This window comes from Salinicoccus halodurans, assembly GCF_900114445.1.
GTDB lineage: Bacteria > Bacillota > Bacilli > Staphylococcales > Salinicoccaceae > Salinicoccus > Salinicoccus halodurans.
In genome coordinates this window covers 657,069-683,173 of the sequence record NZ_FOTB01000001.1, presented here as the reverse complement: position 1 = coordinate 683,173, position 26,105 = coordinate 657,069, and the positions used below count along the sequence as shown (strand labels likewise).

At 43.5% G+C, this 26,105-nt stretch carries 30 protein-coding genes; 7 read left to right on the top strand and 23 right to left on the bottom strand.

Annotation, left to right across the window (positions count from 1 at the left end):
- Positions 1–2: 2 nt before the first annotated feature.
- Positions 3–1,124 (bottom strand): M20/M25/M40 family metallo-hydrolase, encoded by a 1,122-nt coding sequence (locus BM271_RS03455; protein ID WP_046790234.1) that lies wholly within the window; start codon positions 1,122–1,124, stop codon positions 3–5.
- An 81-nt stretch (positions 1,125–1,205) separates the two neighbouring features.
- On the opposite strand from BM271_RS03455, the gene prli42 reads away from it, so the two are divergent.
- Complete coding sequence (gene prli42 / locus BM271_RS14145; RefSeq protein WP_143544896.1) at positions 1,206–1,307, top strand: stressosome-associated protein Prli42; 102 nt, start codon at positions 1,206–1,208, stop codon at positions 1,305–1,307.
- Positions 1,308–1,348: 41 nt separating this feature from the next.
- Here prli42 and BM271_RS03450 read toward each other — a convergent pair whose 3' ends face one another.
- The 8 genes from BM271_RS03450 to BM271_RS03415 form a co-directional block, all read right to left on the bottom strand.
- Positions 1,349–1,786 carry a BrxA/BrxB family bacilliredoxin gene (locus BM271_RS03450; protein WP_046790233.1) on the bottom strand — a complete coding sequence of 146 codons (438 nt, stop codon included), beginning with the start codon at positions 1,784–1,786 and terminating at the stop codon, positions 1,349–1,351.
- A gap of 94 nt (positions 1,787–1,880) precedes the next feature.
- Positions 1,881–3,143, bottom strand: a complete 1,263-nt coding sequence (locus BM271_RS03445) for a dihydrolipoamide acetyltransferase family protein (RefSeq protein WP_046790232.1) — start codon at positions 3,141–3,143, stop codon at positions 1,881–1,883.
- A gap of 15 nt (positions 3,144–3,158) precedes the next feature.
- On the bottom strand, positions 3,159–4,142 hold the full coding sequence (locus BM271_RS03440; RefSeq protein WP_046790231.1) for an alpha-ketoacid dehydrogenase subunit beta: 984 nt from the start codon (positions 4,140–4,142) through the stop codon (positions 3,159–3,161).
- Positions 4,135–5,127 (bottom strand): thiamine pyrophosphate-dependent dehydrogenase E1 component subunit alpha, encoded by a 993-nt coding sequence (locus BM271_RS03435; RefSeq protein ID WP_200795316.1) that lies wholly within the window; start codon positions 5,125–5,127, stop codon positions 4,135–4,137. The genes BM271_RS03440 and BM271_RS03435 overlap by 8 nt, the downstream gene beginning before the upstream one ends.
- A gap of 16 nt (positions 5,128–5,143) precedes the next feature.
- Positions 5,144–6,562 carry a dihydrolipoyl dehydrogenase gene (gene lpdA / locus BM271_RS03430; RefSeq protein ID WP_046790229.1) on the bottom strand — a complete coding sequence of 473 codons (1,419 nt, stop codon included), beginning with the start codon at positions 6,560–6,562 and terminating at the stop codon, positions 5,144–5,146.
- Between the two features lie 12 nt (positions 6,563–6,574).
- Positions 6,575–7,639, bottom strand: coding sequence for a butyrate kinase (gene buk, locus BM271_RS03425; RefSeq protein WP_046790228.1), 1,065 nt, complete (start codon positions 7,637–7,639; stop codon positions 6,575–6,577).
- A gap of 9 nt (positions 7,640–7,648) precedes the next feature.
- Complete coding sequence (locus BM271_RS03420) at positions 7,649–8,743, bottom strand: Leu/Phe/Val dehydrogenase (protein ID WP_046790227.1); 1,095 nt, start codon at positions 8,741–8,743, stop codon at positions 7,649–7,651.
- Between the two features lie 18 nt (positions 8,744–8,761).
- On the bottom strand, positions 8,762–9,661 hold the full coding sequence (locus tag BM271_RS03415) for a phosphate acyltransferase (RefSeq protein ID WP_046790226.1): 900 nt from the start codon (positions 9,659–9,661) through the stop codon (positions 8,762–8,764).
- A gap of 162 nt (positions 9,662–9,823) precedes the next feature.
- Between BM271_RS03415 and BM271_RS03410 the strand changes: the two genes are divergently transcribed.
- Complete coding sequence (locus BM271_RS03410; protein ID WP_046790225.1) at positions 9,824–10,105, top strand: DUF2627 domain-containing protein; 282 nt, start codon at positions 9,824–9,826, stop codon at positions 10,103–10,105.
- Positions 10,106–10,119: 14 nt separating this feature from the next.
- Here the strand turns inward: BM271_RS03410 and recN are convergent, their stop codons facing one another.
- The 13 genes from recN to BM271_RS03345 form a co-directional block, all read right to left on the bottom strand.
- The gene (gene recN / locus BM271_RS03405) at positions 10,120–11,790 is read right to left on the bottom strand and encodes a DNA repair protein RecN (protein WP_234960392.1); all 1,671 of its coding nucleotides are present in this window, start codon (positions 11,788–11,790) and stop codon (positions 10,120–10,122) included.
- Between the two features lie 5 nt (positions 11,791–11,795).
- Positions 11,796–12,248: a transcriptional regulator AhrC/ArgR gene (gene ahrC / locus BM271_RS03400; protein ID WP_046790223.1), complete on the bottom strand. Its 453-nt coding sequence runs from the start codon at positions 12,246–12,248 to the stop codon at positions 11,796–11,798.
- A gap of 80 nt (positions 12,249–12,328) precedes the next feature.
- Entirely contained in the window at positions 12,329–13,120 is a 792-nt protein-coding gene (locus BM271_RS03395; protein ID WP_046790222.1) for a TlyA family RNA methyltransferase, read from the bottom strand.
- On the bottom strand, positions 13,098–14,990 hold the full coding sequence (gene dxs / locus BM271_RS03390) for a 1-deoxy-D-xylulose-5-phosphate synthase (RefSeq protein ID WP_046790221.1): 1,893 nt from the start codon (positions 14,988–14,990) through the stop codon (positions 13,098–13,100). The genes BM271_RS03395 and dxs overlap by 23 nt, the downstream gene beginning before the upstream one ends.
- Before the next feature lie 91 nt (positions 14,991–15,081).
- Positions 15,082–15,960, bottom strand: a complete 879-nt coding sequence (locus tag BM271_RS03385; RefSeq protein WP_046790220.1) for a polyprenyl synthetase family protein — start codon at positions 15,958–15,960, stop codon at positions 15,082–15,084.
- The gene (gene xseB, locus BM271_RS03380) at positions 15,953–16,162 is read right to left on the bottom strand and encodes an exodeoxyribonuclease VII small subunit (RefSeq protein WP_046790219.1); all 210 of its coding nucleotides are present in this window, start codon (positions 16,160–16,162) and stop codon (positions 15,953–15,955) included. The genes BM271_RS03385 and xseB overlap by 8 nt, the downstream gene beginning before the upstream one ends.
- Positions 16,149–17,495 (bottom strand): exodeoxyribonuclease VII large subunit, encoded by a 1,347-nt coding sequence (gene xseA / locus BM271_RS03375; RefSeq protein ID WP_046791484.1) that lies wholly within the window; start codon positions 17,493–17,495, stop codon positions 16,149–16,151. Before xseA ends, xseB begins: the two co-directional genes overlap by 14 nt.
- Positions 17,482–17,883 carry a transcription antitermination factor NusB gene (gene nusB / locus BM271_RS03370; RefSeq protein ID WP_046790218.1) on the bottom strand — a complete coding sequence of 134 codons (402 nt, stop codon included), beginning with the start codon at positions 17,881–17,883 and terminating at the stop codon, positions 17,482–17,484. Before nusB ends, xseA begins: the two co-directional genes overlap by 14 nt.
- A gap of 21 nt (positions 17,884–17,904) precedes the next feature.
- Complete coding sequence (locus tag BM271_RS03365; RefSeq protein ID WP_052749852.1) at positions 17,905–18,252, bottom strand: Asp23/Gls24 family envelope stress response protein; 348 nt, start codon at positions 18,250–18,252, stop codon at positions 17,905–17,907.
- Between the two features lie 164 nt (positions 18,253–18,416).
- Complete coding sequence (gene accC, locus BM271_RS03360; protein ID WP_046791483.1) at positions 18,417–19,763, bottom strand: acetyl-CoA carboxylase biotin carboxylase subunit; 1,347 nt, start codon at positions 19,761–19,763, stop codon at positions 18,417–18,419.
- A complete protein-coding gene (gene accB / locus BM271_RS03355) occupies positions 19,763–20,194 on the bottom strand; it encodes an acetyl-CoA carboxylase biotin carboxyl carrier protein (protein WP_046790216.1) in 432 nt (143 codons plus the stop codon). The genes accC and accB overlap by 1 nt, the downstream gene beginning before the upstream one ends.
- A gap of 104 nt (positions 20,195–20,298) precedes the next feature.
- A complete protein-coding gene (gene efp, locus BM271_RS03350) occupies positions 20,299–20,856 on the bottom strand; it encodes an elongation factor P (protein ID WP_046790215.1) in 558 nt (185 codons plus the stop codon).
- A gap of 36 nt (positions 20,857–20,892) precedes the next feature.
- A complete protein-coding gene (locus tag BM271_RS03345) occupies positions 20,893–21,948 on the bottom strand; it encodes a M24 family metallopeptidase (RefSeq protein ID WP_046790214.1) in 1,056 nt (351 codons plus the stop codon).
- A 236-nt stretch (positions 21,949–22,184) separates the two neighbouring features.
- Between BM271_RS03345 and BM271_RS14650 the strand changes: the two genes are divergently transcribed.
- From BM271_RS14650 to BM271_RS03320, 5 genes are all read left to right on the top strand, one after another.
- Positions 22,185–22,802 carry a DUF4352 domain-containing protein gene (locus BM271_RS14650; protein WP_082103663.1) on the top strand — a complete coding sequence of 206 codons (618 nt, stop codon included), beginning with the start codon at positions 22,185–22,187 and terminating at the stop codon, positions 22,800–22,802.
- 134 nt (positions 22,803–22,936) lie between these two features.
- A complete protein-coding gene (locus tag BM271_RS03335; RefSeq protein WP_046790213.1) occupies positions 22,937–23,176 on the top strand; it encodes a site-specific integrase in 240 nt (79 codons plus the stop codon).
- Positions 23,177–23,434: 258 nt separating this feature from the next.
- A complete protein-coding gene (locus tag BM271_RS03330) occupies positions 23,435–24,001 on the top strand; it encodes a hypothetical protein (RefSeq protein ID WP_046790212.1) in 567 nt (188 codons plus the stop codon).
- 19 nt (positions 24,002–24,020) lie between these two features.
- Positions 24,021–24,923 carry a DUF1385 domain-containing protein gene (locus BM271_RS03325; protein WP_046790211.1) on the top strand — a complete coding sequence of 301 codons (903 nt, stop codon included), beginning with the start codon at positions 24,021–24,023 and terminating at the stop codon, positions 24,921–24,923.
- A gap of 2 nt (positions 24,924–24,925) precedes the next feature.
- A complete protein-coding gene (locus BM271_RS03320) occupies positions 24,926–25,153 on the top strand; it encodes an SA1362 family protein (protein ID WP_046790210.1) in 228 nt (75 codons plus the stop codon).
- 30 nt (positions 25,154–25,183) lie between these two features.
- Here BM271_RS03320 and BM271_RS03315 read toward each other — a convergent pair whose 3' ends face one another.
- Positions 25,184–26,017, bottom strand: a complete 834-nt coding sequence (locus tag BM271_RS03315) for a lipoate--protein ligase family protein (RefSeq protein ID WP_046790209.1) — start codon at positions 26,015–26,017, stop codon at positions 25,184–25,186.
- Positions 26,018–26,105 lie beyond the last annotated feature (88 nt).

Here is a 26,105-nt window from a genome sequence, read left to right as displayed (position 1 = left end):
GCTTACCTCTTTTCTTTCTGTACTTTGATGATTTCTGTAATGAGTTCAGTAATCTTGCCAAGCTCTTCAATTGGCATCTTTTCACTTGTTGTATGGATGTTTTCATATCCCAGTCCGAGAATTGCTGTATCAATACCTTTTCCTGCAAAGACATTCCCGTCGCTTCCACCGCCGAGACTGATCAGGCTGACTTCCCTGCCGATGTTTTCAATCGCTTTGGATACGGTTTTGACCACTTCGGAGTCATTCTCAGCCTGCAGTGCTGCGTACATCACTTCAGTTACCACTTCAGCTTTGCCGCCGAGCTCTTCTGCTGCGGATTCAAATGCTTCCTTCATATGCTGTGTCTGGGCATGCATCTTATTTTCATCCAGACTGCGGGCTTCCGCCAGGATATTCACGTAGTCAGTCACTACATTGGTAGGACCGCCTCCCTGAAAGCGTCCAATATTGGCAGTCGTTTCGGCATCAATACGGCCGAGCTTCATCTGGCTGATTGCTTTTGCAGCTATATTTATCGCACTGACCCCTTCTTCTGGAGCAACCCCTGCATGGGCTGTACGGCCGTGGATATGCGCTTCGATTTTACTCTGTGTCGGAGCTGAAGTGACAACAGTCCCAACTTTCCCCGTAGAATCCACGGCATAGCCGAACTTACTTTTTAACACCGAAGTATCAAACGCTTTTGCGCCGACCAGCCCGGATTCTTCACCGACAGTAATGACGAATTCAACATCCCCATGGGAAGTTCCGGATTCAGATAAAGAACGGATTGCTTCAACGATAGCAGCAATTCCAGCTTTGTCATCGGAGCCCAGAATCGTCGAGCCGTCACTGACGATGTAATCTCCTTCAATCGAAGGATTAATGCCGACACCTGGGACTACGGTGTCCATATGTACTGTGAAATAGACAGGTTCAGTTTCACTGTCATCCCCTTTAAGACGCACAAATATATTGCCGGCACCATAGCCTGTTTCTTTCTGTGTATCGTCTTCATAAACTTCAACATCCATACTATTGAAAATATCCAGCAGATAATCTGCCATCTTTCTTTCATTTCCTGTTTCCGAATCGATTTGGACCATTTCCATAAATTGATTGATCAGTCTTTCTTTATTCATCGCTTCGTTCCTCCGTTACTTTGTTGATTGTCACAGCAGTGTATATTATAATAAAAAGAGCAAAAATTTAAGGATGATATTATGAGCAATAGTAAAATTCAAAAAATAGTAATCTGGTTTATGATCTTTCTGATTGTTGTTTCAGGTCTGCTGTTTGGCGTAAGTATGCTTACTACGATGTAACCAAATTAAAGAGGTCCCTCCGGGGACCTCTCTTTTTATGATCATACCTCTTGACCATGCTCTTCGAACCATGCCTGCAGATTCGTAATGACACTCATTGTTTCATGACCTTCAATTTCATGCCTTTCGATCATGTCTACAATTTTACCATCTTTGAATAATGCAAATGACGGTGAGGATGGCAGAAAGTCCGTTGCTTTTTCACGCACATGTTCTGTTGCTTCCTTATCCTGACCTGCAAAAACCGTCAGCAGCTGGGTTGGAAGTTTATCATAGTTGAGTGCATGCTTCGCAGCAGGACGTGCAATGCCTCCGGCACAGCCGCAGACTGAATTGACCATGACGAGTGAAGTGCCTTCTTTATTCAGATATTCATCCACCATTTCGGGTGTTGTCAGTTCTGTATATCCGGATTCGCGCATTTCGCTTCGCGCCTGAGTTACGACATCGTTCATGTAGAGATTGAAATCCATATTCATCACAAAAACTCCTTTGGGAATAAACCTCATAAATACGAGATTTACTTAATATACTTTGGTTCAATTCTATATCGAATCACCGTTTTTGTAAAGGTTAGTAAACTGATGTATGCTCACTTGAATAACTTTCAATGCGCGACTTGACAGCTTTCATGAATTCCCCGGCAACAAGTCCGTCAAGTATGCGGTGGTCGATGGACAAACAAAGATTGACCATGTGTCTTACAGCAATCATATCATCTACGATGACAGGACGCTTTACGATGGATTCCACTTGCAGGATTGCAGCCTGGGGATGATTGATGATTCCCATGGACTGAACAGATCCGAACGCACCTGTATTATTGACGGTGAAGGTGCCGCCCTGCATATGCTGTTGTGTCAGCTGATGATTCCGTCCGAGCTTAGCCAGCTCACTGACTTGCTTTGCGATGCCTTTGATGGACAGATCATCCGCGTTTCTGATCACCGGTACATAGAGTTTGTCATCACCGGCGACAGCTATGGAGATATTGATGTCTTTATTGACAACAATCTTATCACCCTGCCATGAACTGTTAAGCATAGGATATTCCTTCAGTGTTTCAGCAACCGCTTTAACAAAGAAACTGAAGAAGGTGAGATTATAACCTTCATTCTCTTTGAAAGCTGCTTTATGTTTATTTCTTACGTTCACGAGGTTTGTAGCATCAACCTCCATCATCAGCCATGCATGCGGGATTTCCTGGCTGGATTGGACCATCTTGCCCGCGATCGCCTTACGGACACCTGTAACAGGAATTTCCTCACCTGCAGCAGGTTGCTGTGCTGATGATTCCGGAGCAGGCTCTGGGCTTTTGGTGCTTTGTACTTCCTGTTTTGGTCCTTCTGTTCTGGCTGGACCTTCTTCGATCACTTTGAGAATATCTTTTTTGGTGATCCTGCCTTCAAAGCCAGTACCGGCCACTTCTTCGAGATTGATGCCGTTTTCACTGGCAAGTCTCATGACTACCGGTGAAATACGGGCGCCTTTCGGCGCATTCACTTTCTCAGGTGCAGCATGCTGTTCCGGTTTTAATTCCTCAGGAGGTGCTTCTGCTGAGTTTCCCTCCTGTAAGGCAGGTTCTTCAGACTCGGTATTCCCTTCCGTTTCCATCCTGCAGATGGGTGTGCCGACTTCAACCGTATCGCCTTCATCCACTAGAAGCTCTTTGATGGTGCCATCAAACACTGAAGGGACTTCAGCCGTGACTTTGTCTGTAAGGACCTCACACAATGCGTCATATTCTTCAACCGTGTCACCAGGCTGAACCAGCCATTTTTCAATCGTACCTTCAGTTACACTTTCTCCCAGCTTGGGCATTAATACTTCTTCCATTATGCTATCCCCCTTTTAATGCTCTGCAAGTTCTTTCATTTTAGCTTCAATCTTTTCTGGATTGACCATGAATAAATCTTCCATCGGTGGCGAATAAGGCATCGACGGCACATCCGGTCCGGCCAGTCTCATGACCGGGGCATCAAGATCATAGAGACAGTTCTCTGCTATGATGGCAGATACTTCGCTCATCACACTGCCTTCCAGATTGTCTTCAGTCACAAGCAGTACCTTGCCTGTTTTGGATGCAGCTTTAATGATGCTTTCCTTATCCAGCGGGTATACAGTTCTAAGGTCGAGAATTTCTGCTTCATAGCCGTCTTTCGACAGACGTTCAGCCGCCTGAAGTGCGTAATTTACACACAGACCGTAAGTGATGACGGTAATATCGTCACCTTCGCGTTTTACATCGGCCTTGCCTATCGGCACAGTGTAGTCTCCTTCCGGCACTTCTTCTTTCAGCAGCCGGTACGCTTTTTTATGTTCGAAGAAAAGCACCGGGTCATTATCTCTGATTGCTGAGATAAGTAAACCCTTTGCATCAGCAGGTGTAGATGGTATGACCACTTTGAGTCCGGGAGTCGATGTGAATATTGTCTCTATTGACTGCGAATGGTAAAGAGCACCATGGATCCCACCACCAAAAGGTGAGCGGATCACCATTGGACAATTCCAGTCTCCATTAGAGCGGTACCTTATTTTTGCAGCTTCGTTAAGTATCTGATTTGTTGCAGGAAGAATGTATTCAGCAAACTGAATTTCAGCAACGGGACGTTTTCCCATCATAGCCGCACCAATACTCGTCCCTACAATATTGGATTCTGCAAGAGGAGTATCCAAGCATCTGAGTTCGCCGTATTTTTCCTGCAAGCCCTCTGTCACTTTGAAAACGCCGCCTTTCTTACCGACATCTTCACCGAGGACAAATACATTTTCATCCTGGCCCATCTCATAATCGAGTGCTTCTTTAATCGCCTGCAGGTAGGATATTTTAGCCATGGTTTACCTCCTCGTACACGTTTGTCAATGCTTCTGAAGCCATCGGATAAGGTGCTTTCTCAGCTGTTTTCGTTGCATCTGTCACTTGTTTTTTGAGTTCTGCATCCAATTCATTGAACCAGGCATTTTCAGCAACCTCATGTTCCATCATGTATTCTTTGAATTTGATAAGGCAGTCCTCTTCTTTGATTCCTTCACGTTCAGTCTTTCCGCGGTATGAGTCATCATCATCTGAAGAATGTGCAGTAAGTCTTGTTGACATCGCTTCGATCAATGTTCCACCTTCTCCATTGACGGCGCGATCCCTGGCCTCTTTAACTGCTTTATATACGGCGATTGGGTCGTTGCCGTCAATGTGTTCGCCGTGCATCCCGTAACCGACCGCACGGTCAGAAAGTTTATCTGCACCATATTGAAGGCTTGCCGGAACGCTGATGGCATATTTATTGTTCTCGATGATGCATATGAAGGGCAGATTATGTACCCCTACAAAGTTCAGGCCTTCGTGGAAATCTCCCTGGTTGGACGAACCCTCGCCGAGCGTAGTTACAGCGACGCGCTTTTCATTGTCCATCTTGAACTTGAAGCTCGCTCCCACAGCATGCAACACTTGTGTTGCAACACATGACCCCTGGGTCAGAATGTTATTTTCCTTTTTGCTGAAGTGGGAAGGCATCTGCTTGCCGCCGCTGGAAATATCACCCTGTTTGGCAAAAGCGGAAAGCATTGTTTCCTCCGGTGTCATCCCGAAATGAGTCACTAGTGCCAAATCCCTGTAATAAGGACTGATTACATCCACTTCCTTATTCAGTGCATATCCTGCACCTACCTGTGTTGCTTCCTGACCCTGGCAGGAAATGACAAAAGGCAGTTTTCCCGCCCTGTTCAAAAGCCACATTCTTTCATCAAGTTTTCTGGCAAGAAGCATTGTACGGTACATTTTTTTAAGGTCTTCTTTATCGAGACCCACTTCTTTAAAATCCATCAAGCGATTGTCCTCCTTAAACATGTATTGCTATCCCGTCTGCATCGAGTCCGAGTTCCATCAGCACTTCCCCTATGGAAGGATGGGCATGGACCGACATTCCAAGTTCAAGTGACGAGGCATCCAGGAATTTTGCCAGTGCAGCCTCATTAATCAGTTCCGTTGCACCGGGTCCGACGATTGAAACGCCAAGGATATCTTTTGTAGCAGGGTCCACTATTATTTTTCCGAACCCTTTTTCGCCCCCTGCAATCACAGCTTTGCCGATGGCTGCAAGCGGTACTTTATGTGCTTTGTATTCCCTGTCTTCTTCTTTCAGTTCCTTTTCAGTGTAGCCTACCGATGCTGTTTCAGGTGAAGTATATATACATCTTGGTACAGTTCTGTAATCAAGTGGGAATGGATTACTGTCTACCATATGTTCTACGGCGATCATCGCCTCTTTTGTTGCTACGTGGGCAAGCTGAAGGTTGCCGATGGCGTCACCAACCGCATATATATTTTTATCTTTTGTCTGATAATGCTCATCTGCTGCTATAAAACCATTTTCCAATTGGATTTTGGTATTCGAAAGGCCGATATCATCGACATTCGGTGCTCGCCCGATGGAAACAAGGACTTTATCAAATGTTCTGCTTTTACCATCTGTATCAAAAGTGATGGAGGAGGCAGAGCGTTGTACAGAATCTGAGTCGAGTGAGAGGCCTGTGATAAATTCGATGCCTTTATCTTCCAGAGCTTTTTTAAGATGGCTGGCGATGTCTTTATCTTCTGCAGGGATGATTTGATCACCTGCTTCCATGACAGTCACTTCAGATCCAAGATCCGCAAGCAGACTTGCAAATTCAAGACCGATGACGCCGCCTCCCACAACAGCCATTTTCCCGGGCACTGTGCTGAGTGACATCATATCATCACTGGAGAGCACGACCTTTCCATCAAACGGCAGGAAGGGGAGCGCTCTTGGATAAGACCCTGATGCAATCAGTACATTTTGGTTCACAAGTATCTCACTTTCAGCTTCTTCATCTTCAGGGTTTTCAACAGCAATCGTTCCTGCCATAGGAGAGAAGATGGATGGTCCCAGTATGCGCCCGTATCCATTGAATACATCTATTTTGTTTTTCTTCATAAGTTGTTTGATACCACCGTGCATCCGTTCAACGACATCATTTTTACGGCTGATTATCTTTTCCATGGAAATGGAAGGGACAAAGGATTCTATACCATATCGCTCTGCGTTTTTAATCGTATTTGCCACTTCGGCGGATTTCAGCATGCTTTTTGTCGGTATGCACCCTTTGTGCAGACAGGTGCCCCCAAGCTTGCTTTTCTCTACGACTGCAGTTTTCAAACCAAGTTGGCTGGCTTTGATTGCCGCCACATATCCTGCTGTTCCTCCGCCGAGAACTACTAAATCATATTCATGGGCCATTCAGTTTCACTCCTATTCGTAGGTCTTCATGCTTTCTTCACCGCTTATCACGCGATACGCGCCCTCAGCCAATGCACTCATCTCTTCCTCTCCCGGATAGACGGTGATCGGTGCGATAAATGAAATATACGGGTTTATAAGGTTGATGAGATATTCACTGTATGCGAGACCGCCTGTAAAAATGATCTGCTCGGTTTCGCCTTTTAAAATTGCCGCCCGGGCGGCAATTTCTTTGGCAATCTGCACTGCCATCGCCTCGTATATCGCTATGGCACTGCCATCGCCCGAAAGTGCCTGTTTTTCCAGTTCAAGAGCGTCCTGTGTGCCCGCAAGAGACATGAATCCGCCCTTTTTAGTAATGAGTTCATAAGCTGAGTCATAGTCCAGTTGATGATCGATGACATATTTTGCGAATGCACCATTGGGAAGTGAACCGGTTCTGTTCGGACTCATCGGCCCTTCACCGGAAAGTCCGTCATTTACATCTATGACTCTCCCTCTTCTGTGCGCCCCCGCAGTAATGCCTCCGCCCATATGACATATGATAACATTTATATCTTCATAATCTTTATGAACTGATTCGGCATATTTTCTCGCAACGGCTTTCTGGTTCAGCGCATGAAAAATCGATTTTCGTTCAATGCCTTTCAATCCAGTCATACGAACTTCATCTACAAGCTCATCGACGACTACCGGGTCGGTGATTACAGCTTTGCAGTCATATTTGTTTCTGAACCTGTCCGCTATGAGACCGCTCATATTTGAAGCATGTCTGCCGTATCTGCTTTCGAGGAGATCTGTCACCATCTGGTCATTGATGTTGTAAGTGCCGCCTTCAATCGGCTTGAGTGTGCCTCCGCGCGCACTCACAATATCGATGGTGGATGGATCAAAGTTCTGCTCAGTCAGAAATCCGAGAATCGCTTTCAACCGATATTCAATCTGTTCCGGCATGGGTTTAACAGTTTCAGATGAAGGATGTCTGAGAGTTTCTTCGGCAAGGCTGTTCAAATTATTGTAAATCGCAACTTTGGTGGATGTACTCCCAAGGTTGAGAACGAGAATATTATATCGCATCAGTCGCGGCTACCTCCTGCTGAGGGGTGTGATTTCATTTTGTGAAAATGTGCTTTTCACACGCATCATGCTCTCGATACGTTCCTCTGCAAGTCTGTCTGCTGCAACTGCCGGCGTTATCCTGTCACGCCTGGCAATGTTGAATATTTTATCCATCTGGTCATAAATACCTTCCACTTTGGATTTGGCACGTTCTTTGTTATATCCCTGAAGTTCATCAGCCACGTTGATTACGCCGCCGCAATTGACGACATAGTCAGGTGCGTAAACGATACCGCGCTGCTGAAGCAGTTCACCGTGCTTATCCTCTTCAAGAAGCTGGTTGTTGGCACTGCCACATACCGCTTTGACTTTCAGAGCTGGAATAGTTTCATCGTTCAGGACGCCTCCGAGTGCACAAGGTGCGAAAATATCCGCCTCCACATCGTATATTTCTTCAATCCCAACGGCTTTTGCACCAAAATCATTAACGGCACGGTCAATGGCCTCCTGGCTGATATCCGTAACGACGAGTTTTGCACCTTCTTCATGAAGATGTCTGCAGAGACTGTAAGAAACATTTCCTACACCCTGAACAGCAATTGTCCTGCCTTCGAGGGAATCGTCATCGAAAGCTTCTTTGGCAGTTCGTTTCATCGCCATATAAACTCCGAATGCCGTCATCGGACTTGGATTGCCGCCTGTACCATAGGATTCGCTCATTCCGCAGACATAAGGGGTCTCCTGATAGATAAGATCCATATCAGCCACTGTGGTACCCACATCTTCTGCAGTGATATATCTGCCGTTCAGGCTGTTAACATATCTGCCCAACGCTCTGAAGAAAGCTTCGGATTTATCTTTTTTGGCATCTCCGATTACAACTGTTTTACCGCCACCCAGATTAAGTCCTGCTGCAGCATTTTTATAAGTCATGCCCCGGGCAAGGCGCAGTACGTCTTCAATCGCCTCTTCTTCTGTTTCATAATTCCACATCCTGCATCCGCCCAGAGCCGGCCCGAGTGTAGTGTCATGTATACAGATGATTGCTTTCAGACCGCTTGTCTCATCGTGACAGAATACCAATTGTTCATAATCAAACTCTACCATTTTATCAAATATCATTATAAGCACTCCCGTTGTTTAATTTTGTGAAATCTTCATTGCAAGCCTTATTGAATTATATTTATCTTCCGCACTATCTGCTCTTGATGTTAATACTATTGGTAAACTTGCGCCAGTAATAACAGATGCAACCCTGGCATTTGCTGAATAAACAAGCGCCTTGTACAGCACGTTGCCCGCATCGATATTGTGGGCTATAAGTATATCTGCATCCCCTGCGACTTCAGATTCTAAGTTTTTATGTTCAGCTGACTCTTTTGATATTGCGAGGTCATACTGCAGTGGACCGTCGATTGATATATCCAGATCGGCAAGTCCGTCCGCTTCTATAATTGTTTCGGCATCTATTGTAGATGATATTTTTCTGTTCACTTTTTCTACAGCTGCCAATAGCGCGACCTTAGGTCTTTCCATCCCCAATTTATGACCGGTCTCTGCAGCATTACGTATAATTGCTGTTTTCTGCTCAGCGTCAGGCGCAATATTCATTGCTGCATCACTGAGCAGTACAGCTTTATGGTAATTCGGAAGGTCGAATAATGCAACATGGCTCAGAATGCGGTCTTGGATAAGACCGTGCGATTTATTCAATACTTCCTTTAAGATCGTCGAGGTTGAAATCAGCCCCTTCATGAGAATATCTGCTTTACCTTCTGCAGCGAGACCTACAGCAATTGTTGCTGCTTCTTCATCAGTTGCAGAATGATGGACGATCATCCGGTTGCCATCAATAAGTTCTTCGTCAAGTGTTTCGAGCATTTCTTCAAGTCTGGACTTATCATCCACAAGATGAAATCTCATATTCGTTTCTTTGAAAAGACGAAGAACAGGTTTGAGCACATCCATATCGGCCGCTTTGCAAATTGAAAGCGTTGTCATTTCATGTTTGTACTCTTCGAATATTTCATCAAACTTCATTATGTCCCCTCCCCATATATTTTATTATACATATCCCTAAATCAAAATACATGATTTTACCGAAACATGGAATATTCAGAAGTTTTAAAAGAATGATTTATTTTAAACTGAAGTTTTGTTCATGTATAATGTGTATTATCTATTAGAATTCCGGGTGATTTCATGAGAAAAATGATTGCATTGGTTATACTGATTGTTCCTGTATTCCTTGCGGGACTGGGAATTAAATATATGAGAGACAGCATGTTCGGGGTAGTCAATGATCCCTTTACACTGACAGTCGTTCAATTTGTTGTCGGTCTTGGGCTGACAATTTTCGGCGTATGGTTCATTGGCGGTTATATACTGCACCGTGAAAGGAAGAATAAAAGGGTGTCGGAACGGTTTATAGAACAATCCCGGCAAAGTCGGAAGGCTCAGGGAAACAATAAAGAGGCGGACTGATTGATGTCCGCCTCTTATTTTTGTCCTTCGATGAGAGTCTTTGCATTTTCAAGGGCTGCATCAGTGACATCGGAACCGCTCATCATTCGTGCAATTTCATATACATGTGCGCTTTCATCCAAATATTCAGCCGTGGAAACAGTCCGCGCGCCCATGGTTTTCTTGGACACATACAGATGATTATCAGCAACAGCTGCAGCTTGCGGCAGATGGGAGATGACCAGTACCTGTCTGGCTTTGGACAGCAATTTCATCTTTTCTGACATCTTTGTAGCTACAGCTCCGCTCACTCCAGTGTCTATCTCATCGAGAATGAGCAGCGAATGCCTGTCAAATTCTGTGAATATTGTCCTCAGGGCAAGCATCACCCTGGATATTTCCCCACCGGAAGCAATGCTGTTCATCGATTTCAGAGGCTCTCCTTTATTCGGTGAGAATAGAAACTTAACATCTGAATATCCTCTTTGATTGAATGTCCCCTCTTTAACTTCTATTTCGAAGTCGGCATCCGGCATATCCAAATCATGAAGCTCTTTCTTTATACGGTTTTCAAGGAAATGTTTACGTTCCACTCTGTAATTTTGGAGAAAGCTGGCCAGTTTTTCCATTTCATCGAGTGCAGCTGATTTTTCACTTTCCAACTTCTCAAATGACTGGGCGATATTTTCGAGCTGCATGATATCTTCGTTCAATGATTCCCTAAGATCAATCAGCTCCTCAGTCGTCTTGTTATACTTACGTTTAAGATTATTTATAGAAGCGAGCCTCAGCTGTTTTTCATTATACGTTCCTTCATCGTAATCAACATTTGATAAGTCGCCCGACACCTTGCTGTCCAGCTCGTTCAACAGATGATAGGATTCTAAAATCGTCTCTGTGAAAGCTGTATATGTCTCATCGAACTTACTCATGGTTTCGATAGATTTATGGATTTCATACAACATGACCTGCGGGGAATATTCCGAGTCCAGCTGGGTCCTCATAATGGAAAGTGTATCGTGGATCTTTTCGTAATTATTGAAATAGCTGATTTCCTCTTCCAGCTGCTCTTCCTCTCCATGTACCAAACCCATTGATGAAAGCTCATCGTACTGGTGCCTGTAGAGCTCAAGCTGCTGCATGCGGTTCCGATCCTTGTATTCCAGATCCTGTATTTTTTCTTCAAGTGCTTTGAATTTTTTGTAACTTTCTTTATAGAGTTTATATTTTTCCTCTTCATGGATACCTATGAAACGGTCCAGATAGACAATATGCATTCCATACTCCAACGCTTCATTCTGAGAGGATTGTGAATGAATGCTGATGACTTCATTCATGATATTCCTGAGTGCCCCCAAAGTGATCATACGGGAATTGATTTTGATGATGCTTTTTCTATTTTGCATAATTTCACGTCTGACAATGTAAAGTTCTTCTTGAGGAATGTCATTTTCGGCCAGAAGTTTTCTTACTTCCCGGGATTCAGGGAAATCAAATACTCCTTCGATTACAGCACCTTCCGTCTCAAACCTTATATCCTCGACCGAGGCCCTTTTTCCATAAAGATATCTGATCGCCTCGATGATCATGGATTTTCCGGCACCGGATTCTCCGGAAATTACTGTCAGACCATTATTAAATTCAAGCTCAATATTTTTGAGTACTGCAAAGTTCTTTATATTCAGACGTATGAGCAAAGTTACCACTCCAATTAAATCAGATTAAAGATTCGGTCCTTAATTTCCAGTTGTGCCTCTTCATCCCTGCAAATCAACAGACAGGTATCATCGCCGCATATTGTACCAATGACTTCTTCCCACTCCAGCTGGTCAATTATGGCTCCGATGGATTGGGCGTTGCCAGGCAGTGTTTTAAGAACAAGGAGATTACCTGTATAATCAAGTTTCACAAAACTGTCCATCAAATATCTCCCGAGTTTTTCCAGAGGATGGAACTTCCTGTCTTTTGGCATACTGTAGATATAAGATCCACTCGGTGTAGGAACTTTTATCAACTGTAGCTCTTTAATATCCCGGGATACAGTGGCCTGTGTAACATTGAAGTTATATACATTCAATTTTTCCACCAGGTCCTCCTGCGTCTCGACTTTTCCATTTGAAATGATTTCTCTGATTTTAATCTGCCTTATTGACTTATTTGACATGGGCTGTCCTCCTCGATTCCCGTTGTATATTTATTCATATAATATCATAAAGCTTATGAATATAACACAAAAAAGAGCATTCAGCCGAAAATAATTGGCCGAATGCCTTTCTCATCAATGGATTTCAAGTCAGTTCTTCCATGATTCAAATGCAATAAATATTCAATGTTGCCTTTGCCCCCTTTTATCGGGGAACGGTCAAGAGCAATAGAAGTGAGTCCGAGTCTGGTACATTCATCTATCACTCTGGTAACCACAGCTTCGTGAGTTTCCAAAGAATGTATGATCCCATCTTCTTCCCTTTCCTCCAAATAGGATTCGAACTGGGGTTTGATGAGTGCAATGATGTCATATTCATGATCAAATAAATCCACTATGTGCCGCAGGATAGGAACGATTGAGGTAAATGAAACATCAATCGTAAAAACAACAGGTTTATCCTTGAAATCCCCATGCACGGTATTTTTGAAATTGGTCTGTTCCATTACAGTGACCTTTTTGTCCGTTCGGAGCCTGTAGTCCAGTTGATTTGTACCGACATCGATGGCGTAGACATGCACAGCGCCATTTTTCAATGCGCAGTCGGTGAAACCGCCGGTCGAACTACCGATATCTGCGACAACGCTGCCTTCTATTTTCAGATCGAAGACTTCCAAAGCGTGCTTAAGTTTTATACCACCCCTCGAAACAAAAGGACGGATATTTTTAAAACGGATGTTTGCTTTCGCCGTCTCAATGGTTTCAGAAGGTTTATATACGGGTGTATCGTTATTCAGCACTTTTCCTGCCATTATGATTCTTCTGATATCTTCCAATGAACCAAAATTGAATTCCTGATGAATATATTCATCAATTCTTAATTTCTTTTTCATTGGTCTGCTCCAGTAAAGTTTTAGACTGCAGTATGATATTTCCGACCGATATGCCGATATCGTCAAGGAGTTTATTTACATCACCATGCTCGACATATTCGCTGTCAATGCCGATGCGCTTTATAGGATTTGTGAAATGATGATCTGCCATGAACGAAGCGATCATGCTCCCAAGCCCGCCTGCGAGCATGGACTCCTCTACTGAAACGATCGGTATATTTTGAACGCCGAGTGAAAGTAGCATTTTTTCATCGAGCGGTTTGATGAACCTTGCATTTATCACTTTTGCATCAATGCCCGACTCTTTGAGAGCGGCAGCGGCAGCGATGGCAAGATCCAATGTCGGACCGAATGAAATGACTGCGATATCTTCACCGGATACGACTTCCTCCCATTCTCCAAGTTCGAATGATGCTCTTCCCTCTGTCATATCCAATCCTTTTACGTTTCCTCTCGGATAGCGTATGGCTGCCGGCCCTTCGTGGCGGATCGACAGGTCTATCATCTGCCGGGCCTCCACTTCATCTTTTGGCATCATGAGTGTCATATTCGGAAGTGGCGAGATGAAACTGATATCAAACACACCCTGGTGTGTTTCGCCGTCAGCACCTACCAGACCGCTCCGGTCGATGCCGATCATTACATTCAGGTTTTGCCTGTCAACGTCATGAAGAAGCTGATCATAACCGCGCTGAAGGAAAGTTGAATAGATTGCCAGATAAGGTTTCATGCCGGCTGCTGCAAGACCGCCTGCCATTGTTACGGCGTGCTGTTCAGCAATTCCTACATCAAAGAAACGTTCCGGAAGTTCATTTTGGAATTTCGTAAGCTTGCTTCCCACCGGCATTGCAGGTGTCATAGCGACAATGCGATCGTCTTCCTTTGCGTATTCAAGGACAGTGTTGGACATGAATTCACTCCAGGAAGGCGTTGTTTTACTGCCGAGCACTTCACCGGTATCAATTTTATAAGGACCGAGACCATGCCATTTTCCCAGCTTATCTGCTTCTGCAGGATGATACCCTTTTCCTTTTTTCGTAATTACGTGCACGACAACAGGACCATTGTAATCCTTGGATGATTTGATTGCCCGGGCAAGATCTTCAAAATCATGACCATCGACCGGACCGATATATTTTATGCCGAGTTCTTCAAAGAAGATACCATTGACTACAAGGTATTTCATGCTGTCTTTAATACGGTCTGCCATATCCCTGAGTTTTGAACCTACCTGCGGAAGACCATTAATGAAATCTTCAATATCATGTTTCACACGATTGTACTGTGTATTTGTGCGCATCCTGCCCAGCATGTTATGCATTGCTCCTACATTAGGAGCAATACTCATTTCATTATCATTTAGGATGATTGTCATATTGGTCCTGTCGGAGCCAATATGATTGAGTGCTTCAAGCGCCATGCCGCCTGTTAATGCACCGTCACCGATTACAGGGACTACATGATGGCTTCCGCCTTGGATATCACGCGCTTTTGCCATCCCCATCGCAGCTGAAAGAGAAGTGGATGAATGACCGGCTTCCCAGACATCGTGCTCTGATTCGCGAACTTTGGGGAAACCGCACAAACCCTTGTATTGCCTCAGTGTATCAAAACCACTGATGCGTCCTGTTAAGATTTTATGGATATATGCCTGATGACCAACGTCAAATATGAATTTATCTGTCGGTGAATCAAAATATTTATGCAGTGCAATCGACAATTCCACTACTCCGAGATTGGCGCCGATGTGGCCGCCCGTTTCGGAACATGACTGGATAAGGAATTCTCTGATGTCCTGTGCCAGTTCTTTAAGTTCTTCATCACTTTTACCTTTCAAAAATGATGGATTTTCTATACTATACAGGTTCATATAGCAACCACCTTTGAATTTACTAATGCCAATTATACCACTATTGGATAATACTAAAAAACAAAAAATGATAATTCATTATAATGAATTATCACTGTTCCCTTACTGCAAACATCTGCAGAACGCTGTAAAGCTCATCGGTATCAAGTTTTGAAGACAGATTTTCCAATATTTCTTCTGCGTCATCCTTCAATAATTCCAATTGTTCTTTTGCGCCATTGAGACCATATGTGCTTACATATGTAACTTTTTCTTTACGTGCATCGCTTCCGGACAGCTTGCCTGTAACAGACATGTCCCCTTCAACGTCCAGGATGTCATCTCTGATCTGAAATAGGATGCCGAGATATTCGGCGAATCTCAACAGAAGAGCCTTGGTTTCATCGTCGGCAGCTGCAATGATTGCTGCGGATTCAATTGGAGCAACGATCAGTTTTCCTGTCTTATGGCGATGGATCATCACCAATTCATCCATAGTGATATTTTTCCCTTCTGCCTCTATATCCAGCATCTGTCCTCCAATCATCCCTGACTGGCCGGCAGCCCTGGAAACGACCTGGACAAGCTGGATTCGGATATCAGCAGGCAGTGATTCATCTTCTGCCAGGACATTAAAGCTTTCTGTAAGCAGATTATCCCCTGCCAGAATTGCCACTGCTTCTCCATGCACTTTATGATTTGTCAGTTGTCCGCGTCTGTAATTGTCATCATCCATGGCAGGAAGATCATCATGGATCAATGAGTAGGTATGGATCATTTCAATTGCACCCGCAGCAGACAGACCTGCAGCCGGGTCCAACCCGAATGACTTTAATGTGGCAAATACTAAATAGGGACGGAATCTTTTTCCGCCAGCTTGTATTGAATAGATGCTTGCATCCTTTATCATTTTGGAAACATTACCCGATTCAAGATGATTCAGTATAAGATTTTCCGCTCTATCATTGTAGTGCTTCAGCTCTTCATTCATCCTCATCGTCCTTTCGATTCAAGGTTTCCACTTTCAGTTCGGCATTTTTCAGGATTTTATCACATTCTGAAGACAGTTCCACCCCTCTTTGATAAAGTTTGAGAGATTCTTCGAGTGAAACTTCATCTTCGTCCAGCTGTCTTACAATCTTTTCCAGCGTCTGCATTTTCTCTTCAAAAGTCTCGGTCTTATTTTCTGACATTGTTTTTCACCTCTGTCACTTTAGATGTGATTTCCCCGTCACTCAACGTTGTTTCTATCTCATCACCCGGGGCAAGTGTTTCCGAATTGCGGACAATATTACCATCTTTGGCAGTGAATGAATAACCCCGGAGCAGTATGCTAGTCGGACTCAGTGAGTTGAGCAGTTCAATTGTGGATGAAAGCTGCTTTTTTCTGTCAGTGACCGTATCGGCCATCTCTTCATCCAGACGTGCTTTTGATTCACCAAGTATTTCTTTGAACCGTTCAATCATCGGCCGGGGACTATTATATTCTATTTTATCTTTTATGCTATTTTGACGGTATCTCTTTTCCCGCAGTATCGTATTAACTCTTGTATCGAGATTCATCCTGAGGGTTGCCAGCTTTTCCGTCTGCTGATCATAAAGAAGCTCAGGATTTTTTAATTTGTAATAGTTCGACAGAGATTCCAGTTGATTTCTATGGAACTCAATCTTTTTGGACATACTGCGCATCATGAAAGTGTCGAAACTGCTGAGATTATCCTGTATATCCCTGGTGTCAGGTACAGCAACTTCTGCTGCTGCCGTCGGTGTTGCGGCTCTGACATCAGAAACAAAATCAACCAGTGTAGTGTCAGTCTCATGACCGACTCCGGTGATCACAGGAGTTTTCATTTCAAATACTTTCAATGAAACGGACTTTTCATTGAAAGTCCATAAATCTTCAATCGATCCGCCGCCGCGGGCGAGTATGATGACATCACTGCTTAGACTGTCTGCGTAATCCAGGCTGTCGATGACCGCCTGCCTGCTTCCCCGGCCCTGCATCATAGTATTGATCATTGACACTCTGACAAGCGGGAAGCGGCGGCGCAGTGTGGTGATCATATCCCGGTATGCTGCGCTGGTTTCTGAACTGATGATTGTGATAGTACCCGGGTACCTGGGAAGGGGCTTTTTATGCCCGGCATCAAAATAACCTTTCCCGTCCAGTTCCTTCTTGTCTTTTTCCAGTTGTTCAAACAGCATACCTATGCCGTCGATTTCCATGGAATCCACGTAAATCTGGTACTGTCCACTGGATTCGAAAATACTGATTCTACCCTGGAGCAGGACACTCTGTCCCTCCTCTGGTTCAAATTTTAAGCCACTAGCACTCCGAGAGAACATAATGGCCCGAATTACAGCATTGCCATCTTTTAAAGCAAAAAAAATGTGGCCGCTGGTATGTCTTTTCACGTTGGATAATTCGCCTTTGATAAAGACCCGTGTCAAATACGGGTCCTGGTCGAATTTATATTTGAGGTACTTGGTCAGAGCACCCACAGATAGATACTTACTGTTCTCCATATGGATTTTCATCCGTTTCTCTAATGAAGTTTTTAAGCACACCGTTGATAAAACGGTAGCTGTCTTTCTCACCGTAAGACTTTGCGAGCAGCACTGCTTCGTTGATAACCACCTTCTCAGGCGAGTCACCCTCCAGAAGTTCACTGATTGAAGTACGCAGAATGTTGCGCTCCACTTTCGGGATACGCTCCAACGTGTATTTGTTCAAATGTGCGCTAATATCAGCATCCACCCGTGTCTTATTAGCGAGATAAAAGTCAATGATCCGTTTAATATACTCGTGCGTCTTATATAAATCATAAAATGCGGTATTTTCAAGATCTACCAAATCATGGTCTTTTTGGAATATTATCTGGAATATTTTTTTTCGTTGTTCGTGTCTGTTCATTAATAACACCTATCTGAATTCTTATTTAATATTTACGATGTGTACATTGACTTCCTTAACCACATGATCAGTCATATTCCTGATCGCCTGACTGACATTCTTCTGGATGTTTTCAGCTGTTTCATGCACTTTGCCTTTTGAATCCAAAGTCACATAAATTGAAATCAGCACTTCATTGTCCTGAGTTTCAACTTTGACTCCACGGCCTCTGTATTTTTTGCCTATTTTTTCAAAGTTGCCACTGGCAAAATTATTCTGCAATGAATGAACGCCTTTGGTTTCTGTAACTGCAATGCTTGCAATAACTTCCAGCACTTCAGAAGAAATCTCTATCAATCCCAAGTTCGATTTAACGTCCTGGATTCTCATGTTCATCACCCCGTCAGTTTATTATAGCATGATTATGCGTGAAATTAGAAACAACTTGCAGCTATTTCTCTATGGAAGAAAATATAGAATTTAATTGCACAGATTCGGCAAATTGAAAACCTGCTTTTTCGCTGGAAATAAGAAAAAGCAGGTTTTCAACCGGTTTATTTCATTACATCGTGTTCCTGTAGGAAGTTTGTATTGTAATCATTTGTTCTGAACGCTTCATTTTTAAGGAGGTTCGAATGGAATGGAATCGTCGTATCTATCCCTCCAATTATGAATTCTCCAAGCGCCCGCTGTGCAGTCATGATTGCCTCTTCCCGGGTATCAGCATGAGTGATCAATTTAGCGATCATTGAATCATAATACGGTGGAATACGATAACCTGCATAACATGCAGTATCCATTCTCACACCGTAACCGCCCGGAACGATAAAGTCGGTGATTTTTCCCGCTGACGGCATGAAGTTTTTATAAGGGTTCTCCGCATTGATACGGAATTCAATTGCATGCCCTTTTATTTCTATGTCTTCCTGCTTATAAGGGATCGCTTCACGACGTGCAACTTTGATCTGCATTTTAACAAGGTCGATTCCAGTTATCAATTCCGTCACTGGATGCTCCACCTGGATCCTCGTGTTCATTTCCATGAAATAGAATTGGTCGTCGTTCAGGTCATAAATGAATTCTATGGTGCCGGCACCGATATAATCGATACTTTTTGCAGCACGGACTGCCGTTTCTCCCATTTCCACACGTTTTTCTTCGGAAAGTATGGGGCTTGGCGCTTCCTCGACAAGTTTTTGCATGCGGCGCTGTACAGTACAGTCACGTTCTCCGAGATGGATGACATTGCCGTGATAATCTCCTATCACCTGTATTTCGATGTGTCTGAAGTTCTCAATATATTTTTCTATATAGAGACTTTTATTGCCGAACGCACTTTCCGCTTCCTGCTCTGTCATCTTATAGTTTTGGACGAGCTCTTCTTCTGTGCGTGCAACGCGTATGCCTTTTCCGCCGCCGCCGTAGCTTGCCTTGATGATGACCGGATAACCGATGTCAGCTGCGATTTTTTTGGCATCCTCTATCGAAGCGACTACGCCGTCACTGCCGGGTACCGTAGGCACCCCTGCTTTTTTCATAGTATCTTTTGCAACGTCTTTTACACCCATGAGTGAAATGGTCTCGTGCATAGGACCGATGAAAATGAGGTTTGAAGCCTCGCACATTTCAGCAAAATCACTGTTTTCCGCCAGGAATCCGTATCCTGGGTGAATGGCATCGCATCCTGTCTTTTTGGCAATGGTAATAATACTGATCATATCCAGATAACTGTCCTTGGAAAGCTTTGGTCCTACGCAATAGGATTCAGTGGCTATTTTCCGGTGAAGGCTGTCGGCATCCGCTTCTGAATATATACTTACAGAATCTATACCCAGCTCTGTGCATGCCCTGATAATCCTAACTGCGATTTCACCACGGTTTGCTATGAGTATTTTATTGATCATCGTACTCTGAACAACGGTTGGTCGTACTCAACCATTTCTCCGTCTTCGACAAGGATCTCTGTAATTTCACCGGAAATTTCTGCCTGTATCTCATTAAAAAGCTTCATCGCTTCAAGGATGCAGACCACGGAAGTGTTATCGACTTTATCGCCAATCTGAACATAGGCATCCGCTTCCGGCGAGGCGGCCTTGTAGAACGTCCCGACCATCGGTGCCTTGATCATTTTGCCTTCCTCGACAGGTGCGCTTGCCTGTGCCTGTTCAACAGCTGGCTGCTGCATAGGAACCTGCGCGGGAGCGGCAGCCTGCAGATGATTTCCGGTATCCCTTTTTAATTTGATGTCAACATCTCCATCTTTATAGGAGAGTTCTGTCAATGATGCTTTTTCCATTTTTTCAATTAGACTATCGATATATTCCAGATTCATGTTTTACTTCTCCTTAACAATTAAAAATTACTGTCTTTTATTTTACTCAAGTGGTCATACCAATTCAAGCAAAAATAAAAGCAGATTGAAATCTGCTTTTATTTTTAGGCACGGGATACATATGAGCCCTCTTCTGTATTAATGACCAGAACGTCTCCCTGGTTCACGAATAATGGTACTTGCAGAACCAGACCAGTTTCCAGTGTCGCTGATTTTGAAGCGCCGCTGGCAGTATCGCCTTTAATGCCAGGTTCTGTTTCTGTTACTTCGAGTTCGACAGTTTTAGGAAGTTCAACGCCGATTACTTCACCTTCATACATCATGATGGAGACATTCATATTCTCTTTCAGATATTTGAGTTCATCTTCAAGGGCGGAGGCCTGAAGTTCAACCTGTTCAAATGTGTTGTTATCCATGAATACATGGCTGTCGCCGTCCGCATACAGATATTGCATTTTATTGTTGTCAATCTGGGCTCTGCCGACTTTTTCACCTGCGCGGAAAGTTTTTTCCTGGATTGCACCTGTACGCAGGTTTCTGAGTTTACTTCTGACAAAAGCCGCTCCCTTACCAGGCTTTACATGCTGGAAATCGATGACTCTCCAGATACTGCCTTCAACTTCAACTGTAAGGCCTGTTTTAAAATCATTTACTGAAATCATAAAATTTTCCTCCTCAGAATTCTGGACTGTTTCAAATTATAGAATGAATAGTTCTTTGCTGCTGTGTGATAGTTTTTCGAGACCGCTTTCCGTGACAAGGCAATCATCTTCAATGCGCACACCGCCGACATCATCAACATATATTCCCGGTTCAACAGTGACGATCATACCGCTCTCCAATTTTACATCACTCGATTTGGAAAGCCCTGGCATTTCATGGACTTCAAGACCGAGTCCGTGTCCGAGTGAATGACCGAAGTTTGCACCGTATCCGCTATTCTCTATGATGTCCCTTGCAATTTTGTCCGCTTCCCTGCCTGTCATTCCCGGTCTGATTTCATCCAGTGAAGCAAGCTGTGATTTCAGGACGATGTCATGAATCTTCTCCATCTCCTCAGAAACGGAACCGACACCGAATGACCTCGTGATATCCGAGGCATAACCCTGATAGTAGGCGCCGAAATCGAGCGTGACCATTTCACCTGACTCTATTGTCTTCTCCGACGCCACACCGTGGGGAAGTGCTCCCCTCCAGCCACTTGCAACTATCATATCAAAACTTGAACCCTCTGCACCAAGTTTGCGCATGTAGTTTTCAACTTCATTTCTCACTTCAAGTTCGCTCATGCCCGGCCTAATGTATTTAAGTATGTACTCATATGTCTCATCAGCAATATTACAGGCTCTTTTTACCAGGTCCACTTCATCGGAAGTCTTGTACATGCGGATCTTTTCTATTTCCCCTGTAAGTGGTACAAGATCAAAAGTGCTGTCAAGTCTGTCGAAAGTGTTGAAGTTTACATGTTCCCCTTCGAAACCAACGCTTTCAAAAGACTTCGCTTCCATAAATTCCATGATGAAATCAAGCAGAGCCTTATCTTGCAGTACAAATTCGAAATCCTTTGCCTGTTCTCTGCCCTGCGCTTTGTACCTGAAATCGGAAATCAGATACTTTTCATCCTTGGTCATGATGACCGCTCCGCTGGAACCAGTGAATCCTGTCAGGTAACGTCTGTTATAATCACTCATGATAAGAAGCGCATCAAGGTTCCTATTATCCAGTAGTGCATTGACTTTTTCATACTTGATCATTGTTCATCCACCTTTCAAATATATTCTACATTAAATCGTTGGAGATTTCAGTAGTATTCAATTTAATATTATTTCATAACATGAACGCCGTGCATAGCACCAGTATTGGCGCGGATTTGGTGACTGCTCTGTGACCAAAAAAACACCAGCATAGCAAGTCCAAGGTAATATTATAAAATTCACTACTTACTATAAGTAAATTCATGGTACAATTAATTTAACAATATTTAGGAGGTATTACATATGAAAGAAGAAAAGCAAAAGAAAAATGGGCGGCTATTATTATCGGTGTACTGATTCTTTTCGGGGCCTGTACCGCTGCATTTAGTGGTGGCGGAGATACATCTACTACAGAGGATTCAGAAACTGCATCATCAGAAACGTCTACAGAAGAAACGACTGAGGAAGCAACAAAGGAAGAATCCGAAGAGACTACTGAAGAAGAAACAGCACCCGAAGCACAAGAGTACAGCGTTGGTGATACCGCAGATATTGATGGCAAACAGATCACTGTCACTAATGTAGAAAAACGCCAACCGGGGGAATTTGAAGTAGTAAAAGAGGGTTATGAATTTGTCATTATAAATCTTGATATAGTAAATGGATCAGATGAAGAAATTAATTATAATGCTTTAAACTTTGAATTACAGGATGGGAATGGCAACATCACTGACACTTTCGGAACCGTCTCACTTGATGGTGTTGGAGAGCAACTAAGTTCGGGGGCTCTGGACCCTGGCGGGAATGTGTCAGGCACCGTTGTTTTTGAAGTACCGAAAGGTGATGAAGATTTAACATTAAGATATAAAGATAATATGTTCACTAACGAAACAGTAGATTTTAATTTATACTAACCTTTAAAGTAACCGCCTCTCGGGGCGGTTTTGTTATGTCTATATAGGCGATATTGTGGATGTTCGTTGATTAAAAAATATGTATGCCCACCCAGGGAGTGTAAGCCCGGACAGTCAAAGTCACGGCATGAGACATGAAAGAAATCCAAACGTTTATCGCTGCCCTCCCTCGGAATATGAACGGCTATGTATTCAGAGATCGCGGCTCATCAATTAAAGCCGGCACGATGGGGTACTATTTGAAGAAGTTGTGCAGAGAGATAAAAATAAAAGAGATCGGCTTCCACGGATTGCGCCATACACATTGCAGTCTGCTTATTTTTAAAGATGTGTCATACACTACATCAGCAAGCGGCTTGGGCACAAAAACGTAAACATCACTCTGAGGGTCTACAGTCATCTGATAAAAGAGAAGGAAGATCTGGAAGAGGAAAAAGCGCTGAAAGCACTCGCTGCATTGTGACTGCCATGTGACTAAAATATAATGAACGGTTGCTTACTGGCACGGAAGGATAAAACGCCAAAGCCTGTAATATCAACGTTTTAAAGTTCTTAAACTCATGTAACTTATTGATTTAATATTATTTCATAACATGATAGAATAATAAAATGATGTACAGGAGAAATTATACATGAAAAGATCAATTTATATACTATTACCCATACTTTTATTATCGGCATGCGGAAGTCCTTCCGCAGAAGAACAGCTGTCCGAGGCCGAGGACAGAAAAGCAGAACTCCAGGGGGTGCTTCAGACCGAGGAAGTGAATGTTCAGAAAAACACCCTTCGCCTGGATGCGCTGGAAGAGGATATTTCAAAAATGCAATCTGTAATCGGCAATTCCGACATTGATGAATACGTTTCAATCGTAGGTGAGTATTCAGGCACTCTGGAAAAAGAACTGGCCAATCTCAGTTCATTGATCCAGAAGGCCAAAGAAGAAAAAGATCTGTCTATTATCAGTGAGGATATGGACGGAATAAACTCCAGAATCAAAGATGCCATGGGCACCTATGAAAGTTCTGCCAAAGGTTTGGAACTCAATGAATACCTCAAAAGGCAGCACAGCTCCCTGCAGCTTGCCAATGATGAAATAGAAAGTGCTCTGCAGTCGGTTGAAAATGGAGCAGATACAGGTTCCATGGAAGCTGTTGATGAAGGGATACAGCAGCTCAACAGCGCCAGTGAATATTACTGATGAGAAAGAAGCGTAGCTAATGGATAAACCAACCATAGGGGGACAGGCCGTCGTAGAAGGTGTCATGTTCCAGACAAAAAACCGGATGGTAACTGCCATCCGCAGAAATAATGATGAAATAGAATATTTCGAAATGGAACGGCCTGAGAAGAAATGGGTCAAAAATCTAAAGAAAGTCCCTCTGCTGAGAGGAAATGTCGCAATCTTGGAATCCAGCATATACGGCATGAAACATCTGGATTTTGCAACAGACCGCTATGAGCGTGACCCTGAAGACGATGTCAATATCGAGCAGGAAAAACAGGCGGCCAACTCAACAAAAGTGGTCTTGTCGACGATTATTGTCGGCATACTGTCATTCATCATCGGCAAATTTTTATTCACATTGATACCAGTATTTATTGCAGAAGTGTTTTCGGGGACAGTGACTTCGCATTTCGGACAAGTGCTGTTGGAATCGGTTTTCAAGTTGATACTCCTGCTGGGGTATATATATGTGATTTCAATGACGCCGATGGTCAAAAGACTGTTTCAATATCATGGTGCGGAGCATAAAGTGATCAACACTTTTGAAAATGATCAGGATCTGACTGTCGAAAATGTTCAAAGGCAATCCCGGCTCCATTACAGATGCGGGAGTTCATTCATACTTTTCACGGTACTCGTCGGTTTCGTCGTCTACATGTTTGTTCCAGTAGAGCCATTCTACGTGAGAATCCTGAACAGGATCGCACTGATTCCTGTTGTAATCGGCTTATCTTTTGAATTTTTGCAGCTGACAAACAAATTGAGGGATATTCCGGTATTGAAGTGGCTCGGCATCCCGGGATTGCTGCTTCAGTATCTGACGACAAAACAACCGGATGACACCCAGGTGGAGGTCGCGGTCCATTCATTTAATAAATTATTAAGGAGAGACTGATTTTGAAGAAAATCTTGTTATATATAGTAGTGATTATCGCAGCAATAGGTTTATTGACAAACCTAGATTATTTTCTCAACATGATTGTAAGCTCGCTGATATTCCTTCTTGTTCTGGGACTGATTGTTTACGGAATATATTATTTCTTCATCCTTACACCCAGCCAGAGGAAATACAAGAAGGCGCTGAGGAAATCAAAGCGCAAATACAGACAAAAGAGCAAGCGATAGGAAAAGCCGGATTCTCAAATCCGGCTTTTGTTATTTTCTGAAGTTCCAATCATCGGAAACATATTTGATTTTGATCTCTTCCAGTCTTTCGGTGTCTTCCTCAGTCAGTTCATAGGGCGCCGTCTTCATATCCAGCCCTTTTTCAAATCCTTTCTTAAAAGCCGGGTACAGCATTTCCACGGTAAAATGATTTTCACTGATGTCATTGATCGCCACGGCCTTCTCCTTGAAGGATTTTTTCATCTTTTCTTTAAAGCGTTGATTCTGATACTTGAACATGTCAAAAAGATGATCGATATCGACATCGAGAAGAATGGATCCATGCTGCATGATGATGCCATTCTGGCGGGTTTGCGCACTGCCGGCAATTTTTCTGCCCTCCACTACCAGCTCATACCAGCTTGGTGTATCAAAACACACACTGCTCCTGATACTGGTCAGTTCTTTTCTTTCCTCTTTTGTCTGAGGTACGCTGAAATGGGCATCCAGCCCGAGATTTCTGAATCCCTCGAGCAGGCCGCCGGAAAGAACTCTGTAGCTCTCTGTGACGGATTCCGGCATCCCTTCATAACTCTCAGGCAGAACAACACTGTATGTCAGTTCTTTATCATGGAGCACTCCTCTGCCGCCTGTAGCGCGGCGGACCATTTCATATCCATATGATTCCACGCGCTCCAGGTCAATTTCTTTTCTGACTTTCTGAAAATAACCCAAAGAAAGAGTCGGCGTTTCCCATTCATAGAATCTGAGCACAGCGGGCAGTTCTCTATTTCTTACCTTTTCCATCAAAAGTTCATCGAGAGCCATATTATAAAAAGCATCATTCTTATGACTTTCTATGTAATACCAGACACGTTCTGACATTCCTCATCTCTCCCTTATCATTTCCTCTTTAAAAGTATAACAAATATCTTTATAATATACTTATGTGAAATTTTAAGGAGAGATGAGT

Excerpts from the sequence above, each read along its gene's own strand:
- BM271_RS03455 (WP_046790234.1), bottom strand. The coding sequence starts at position 1,124 with ATGAATAAAGAAAGACTGATCAATCAATTTATGGAAATGGTCCAAATC.
- prli42 (WP_143544896.1), top strand. The coding sequence starts at position 1,206 with ATGAGCAATAGTAAAATTCAAAAAATAGTAATCTGGTTTATGATCTTT.
- BM271_RS03450 (WP_046790233.1), bottom strand. The coding sequence starts at position 1,786 with ATGAATATGGATTTCAATCTCTACATGAACGATGTCGTAACTCAGGCG.
- BM271_RS03445 (WP_046790232.1), bottom strand. The coding sequence starts at position 3,143 with ATGGAAGAAGTATTAATGCCCAAGCTGGGAGAAAGTGTAACTGAAGGT.
- BM271_RS03440 (WP_046790231.1), bottom strand. The coding sequence starts at position 4,142 with ATGGCTAAAATATCCTACCTGCAGGCGATTAAAGAAGCACTCGATTAT.
- BM271_RS03435 (WP_200795316.1), bottom strand. The coding sequence starts at position 5,127 with ATGGATTTTAAAGAAGTGGGTCTCGATAAAGAAGACCTTAAAAAAATG.
- lpdA (WP_046790229.1), bottom strand. The coding sequence starts at position 6,562 with ATGGCCCATGAATATGATTTAGTAGTTCTCGGCGGAGGAACAGCAGGA.
- buk (WP_046790228.1), bottom strand. The coding sequence starts at position 7,639 with ATGCGATATAATATTCTCGTTCTCAACCTTGGGAGTACATCCACCAAA.
- BM271_RS03420 (WP_046790227.1), bottom strand. The coding sequence starts at position 8,743 with ATGATATTTGATAAAATGGTAGAGTTTGATTATGAACAATTGGTATTC.
- BM271_RS03415 (WP_046790226.1), bottom strand. The coding sequence starts at position 9,661 with ATGAAGTTTGATGAAATATTCGAAGAGTACAAACATGAAATGACAACG.
- BM271_RS03410 (WP_046790225.1), top strand. The coding sequence starts at position 9,824 with ATGAGAAAAATGATTGCATTGGTTATACTGATTGTTCCTGTATTCCTT.
- ahrC (WP_046790223.1), bottom strand. The coding sequence starts at position 12,248 with ATGTCAAATAAGTCAATAAGGCAGATTAAAATCAGAGAAATCATTTCA.
- BM271_RS03395 (WP_046790222.1), bottom strand. The coding sequence starts at position 13,120 with ATGAAAAAGAAATTAAGAATTGATGAATATATTCATCAGGAATTCAAT.
- dxs (WP_046790221.1), bottom strand. The coding sequence starts at position 14,990 with ATGAACCTGTATAGTATAGAAAATCCATCATTTTTGAAAGGTAAAAGT.
- BM271_RS03385 (WP_046790220.1), bottom strand. The coding sequence starts at position 15,960 with ATGAATGAAGAGCTGAAGCACTACAATGATAGAGCGGAAAATCTTATA.
- xseB (WP_046790219.1), bottom strand. The coding sequence starts at position 16,162 with ATGTCAGAAAATAAGACCGAGACTTTTGAAGAGAAAATGCAGACGCTG.
- xseA (WP_046791484.1), bottom strand. The coding sequence starts at position 17,495 with ATGGAGAACAGTAAGTATCTATCTGTGGGTGCTCTGACCAAGTACCTC.
- nusB (WP_046790218.1), bottom strand. The coding sequence starts at position 17,883 with ATGAACAGACACGAACAACGAAAAAAAATATTCCAGATAATATTCCAA.
- BM271_RS03365 (WP_052749852.1), bottom strand. The coding sequence starts at position 18,252 with ATGAGAATCCAGGACGTTAAATCGAACTTGGGATTGATAGAGATTTCT.
- accB (WP_046790216.1), bottom strand. The coding sequence starts at position 20,194 with ATGAATCTGGAATATATCGATAGTCTAATTGAAAAAATGGAAAAAGCA.
- efp (WP_046790215.1), bottom strand. The coding sequence starts at position 20,856 with ATGATTTCAGTAAATGATTTTAAAACAGGCCTTACAGTTGAAGTTGAA.
- BM271_RS03345 (WP_046790214.1), bottom strand. The coding sequence starts at position 21,948 with ATGATCAAGTATGAAAAAGTCAATGCACTACTGGATAATAGGAACCTT.
- BM271_RS03335 (WP_046790213.1), top strand. The coding sequence starts at position 22,937 with ATGAAAGAAATCCAAACGTTTATCGCTGCCCTCCCTCGGAATATGAAC.
- BM271_RS03330 (WP_046790212.1), top strand. The coding sequence starts at position 23,435 with ATGAAAAGATCAATTTATATACTATTACCCATACTTTTATTATCGGCA.
- BM271_RS03325 (WP_046790211.1), top strand. The coding sequence starts at position 24,021 with ATGGATAAACCAACCATAGGGGGACAGGCCGTCGTAGAAGGTGTCATG.
- BM271_RS03315 (WP_046790209.1), bottom strand. The coding sequence starts at position 26,017 with ATGTCAGAACGTGTCTGGTATTACATAGAAAGTCATAAGAATGATGCT.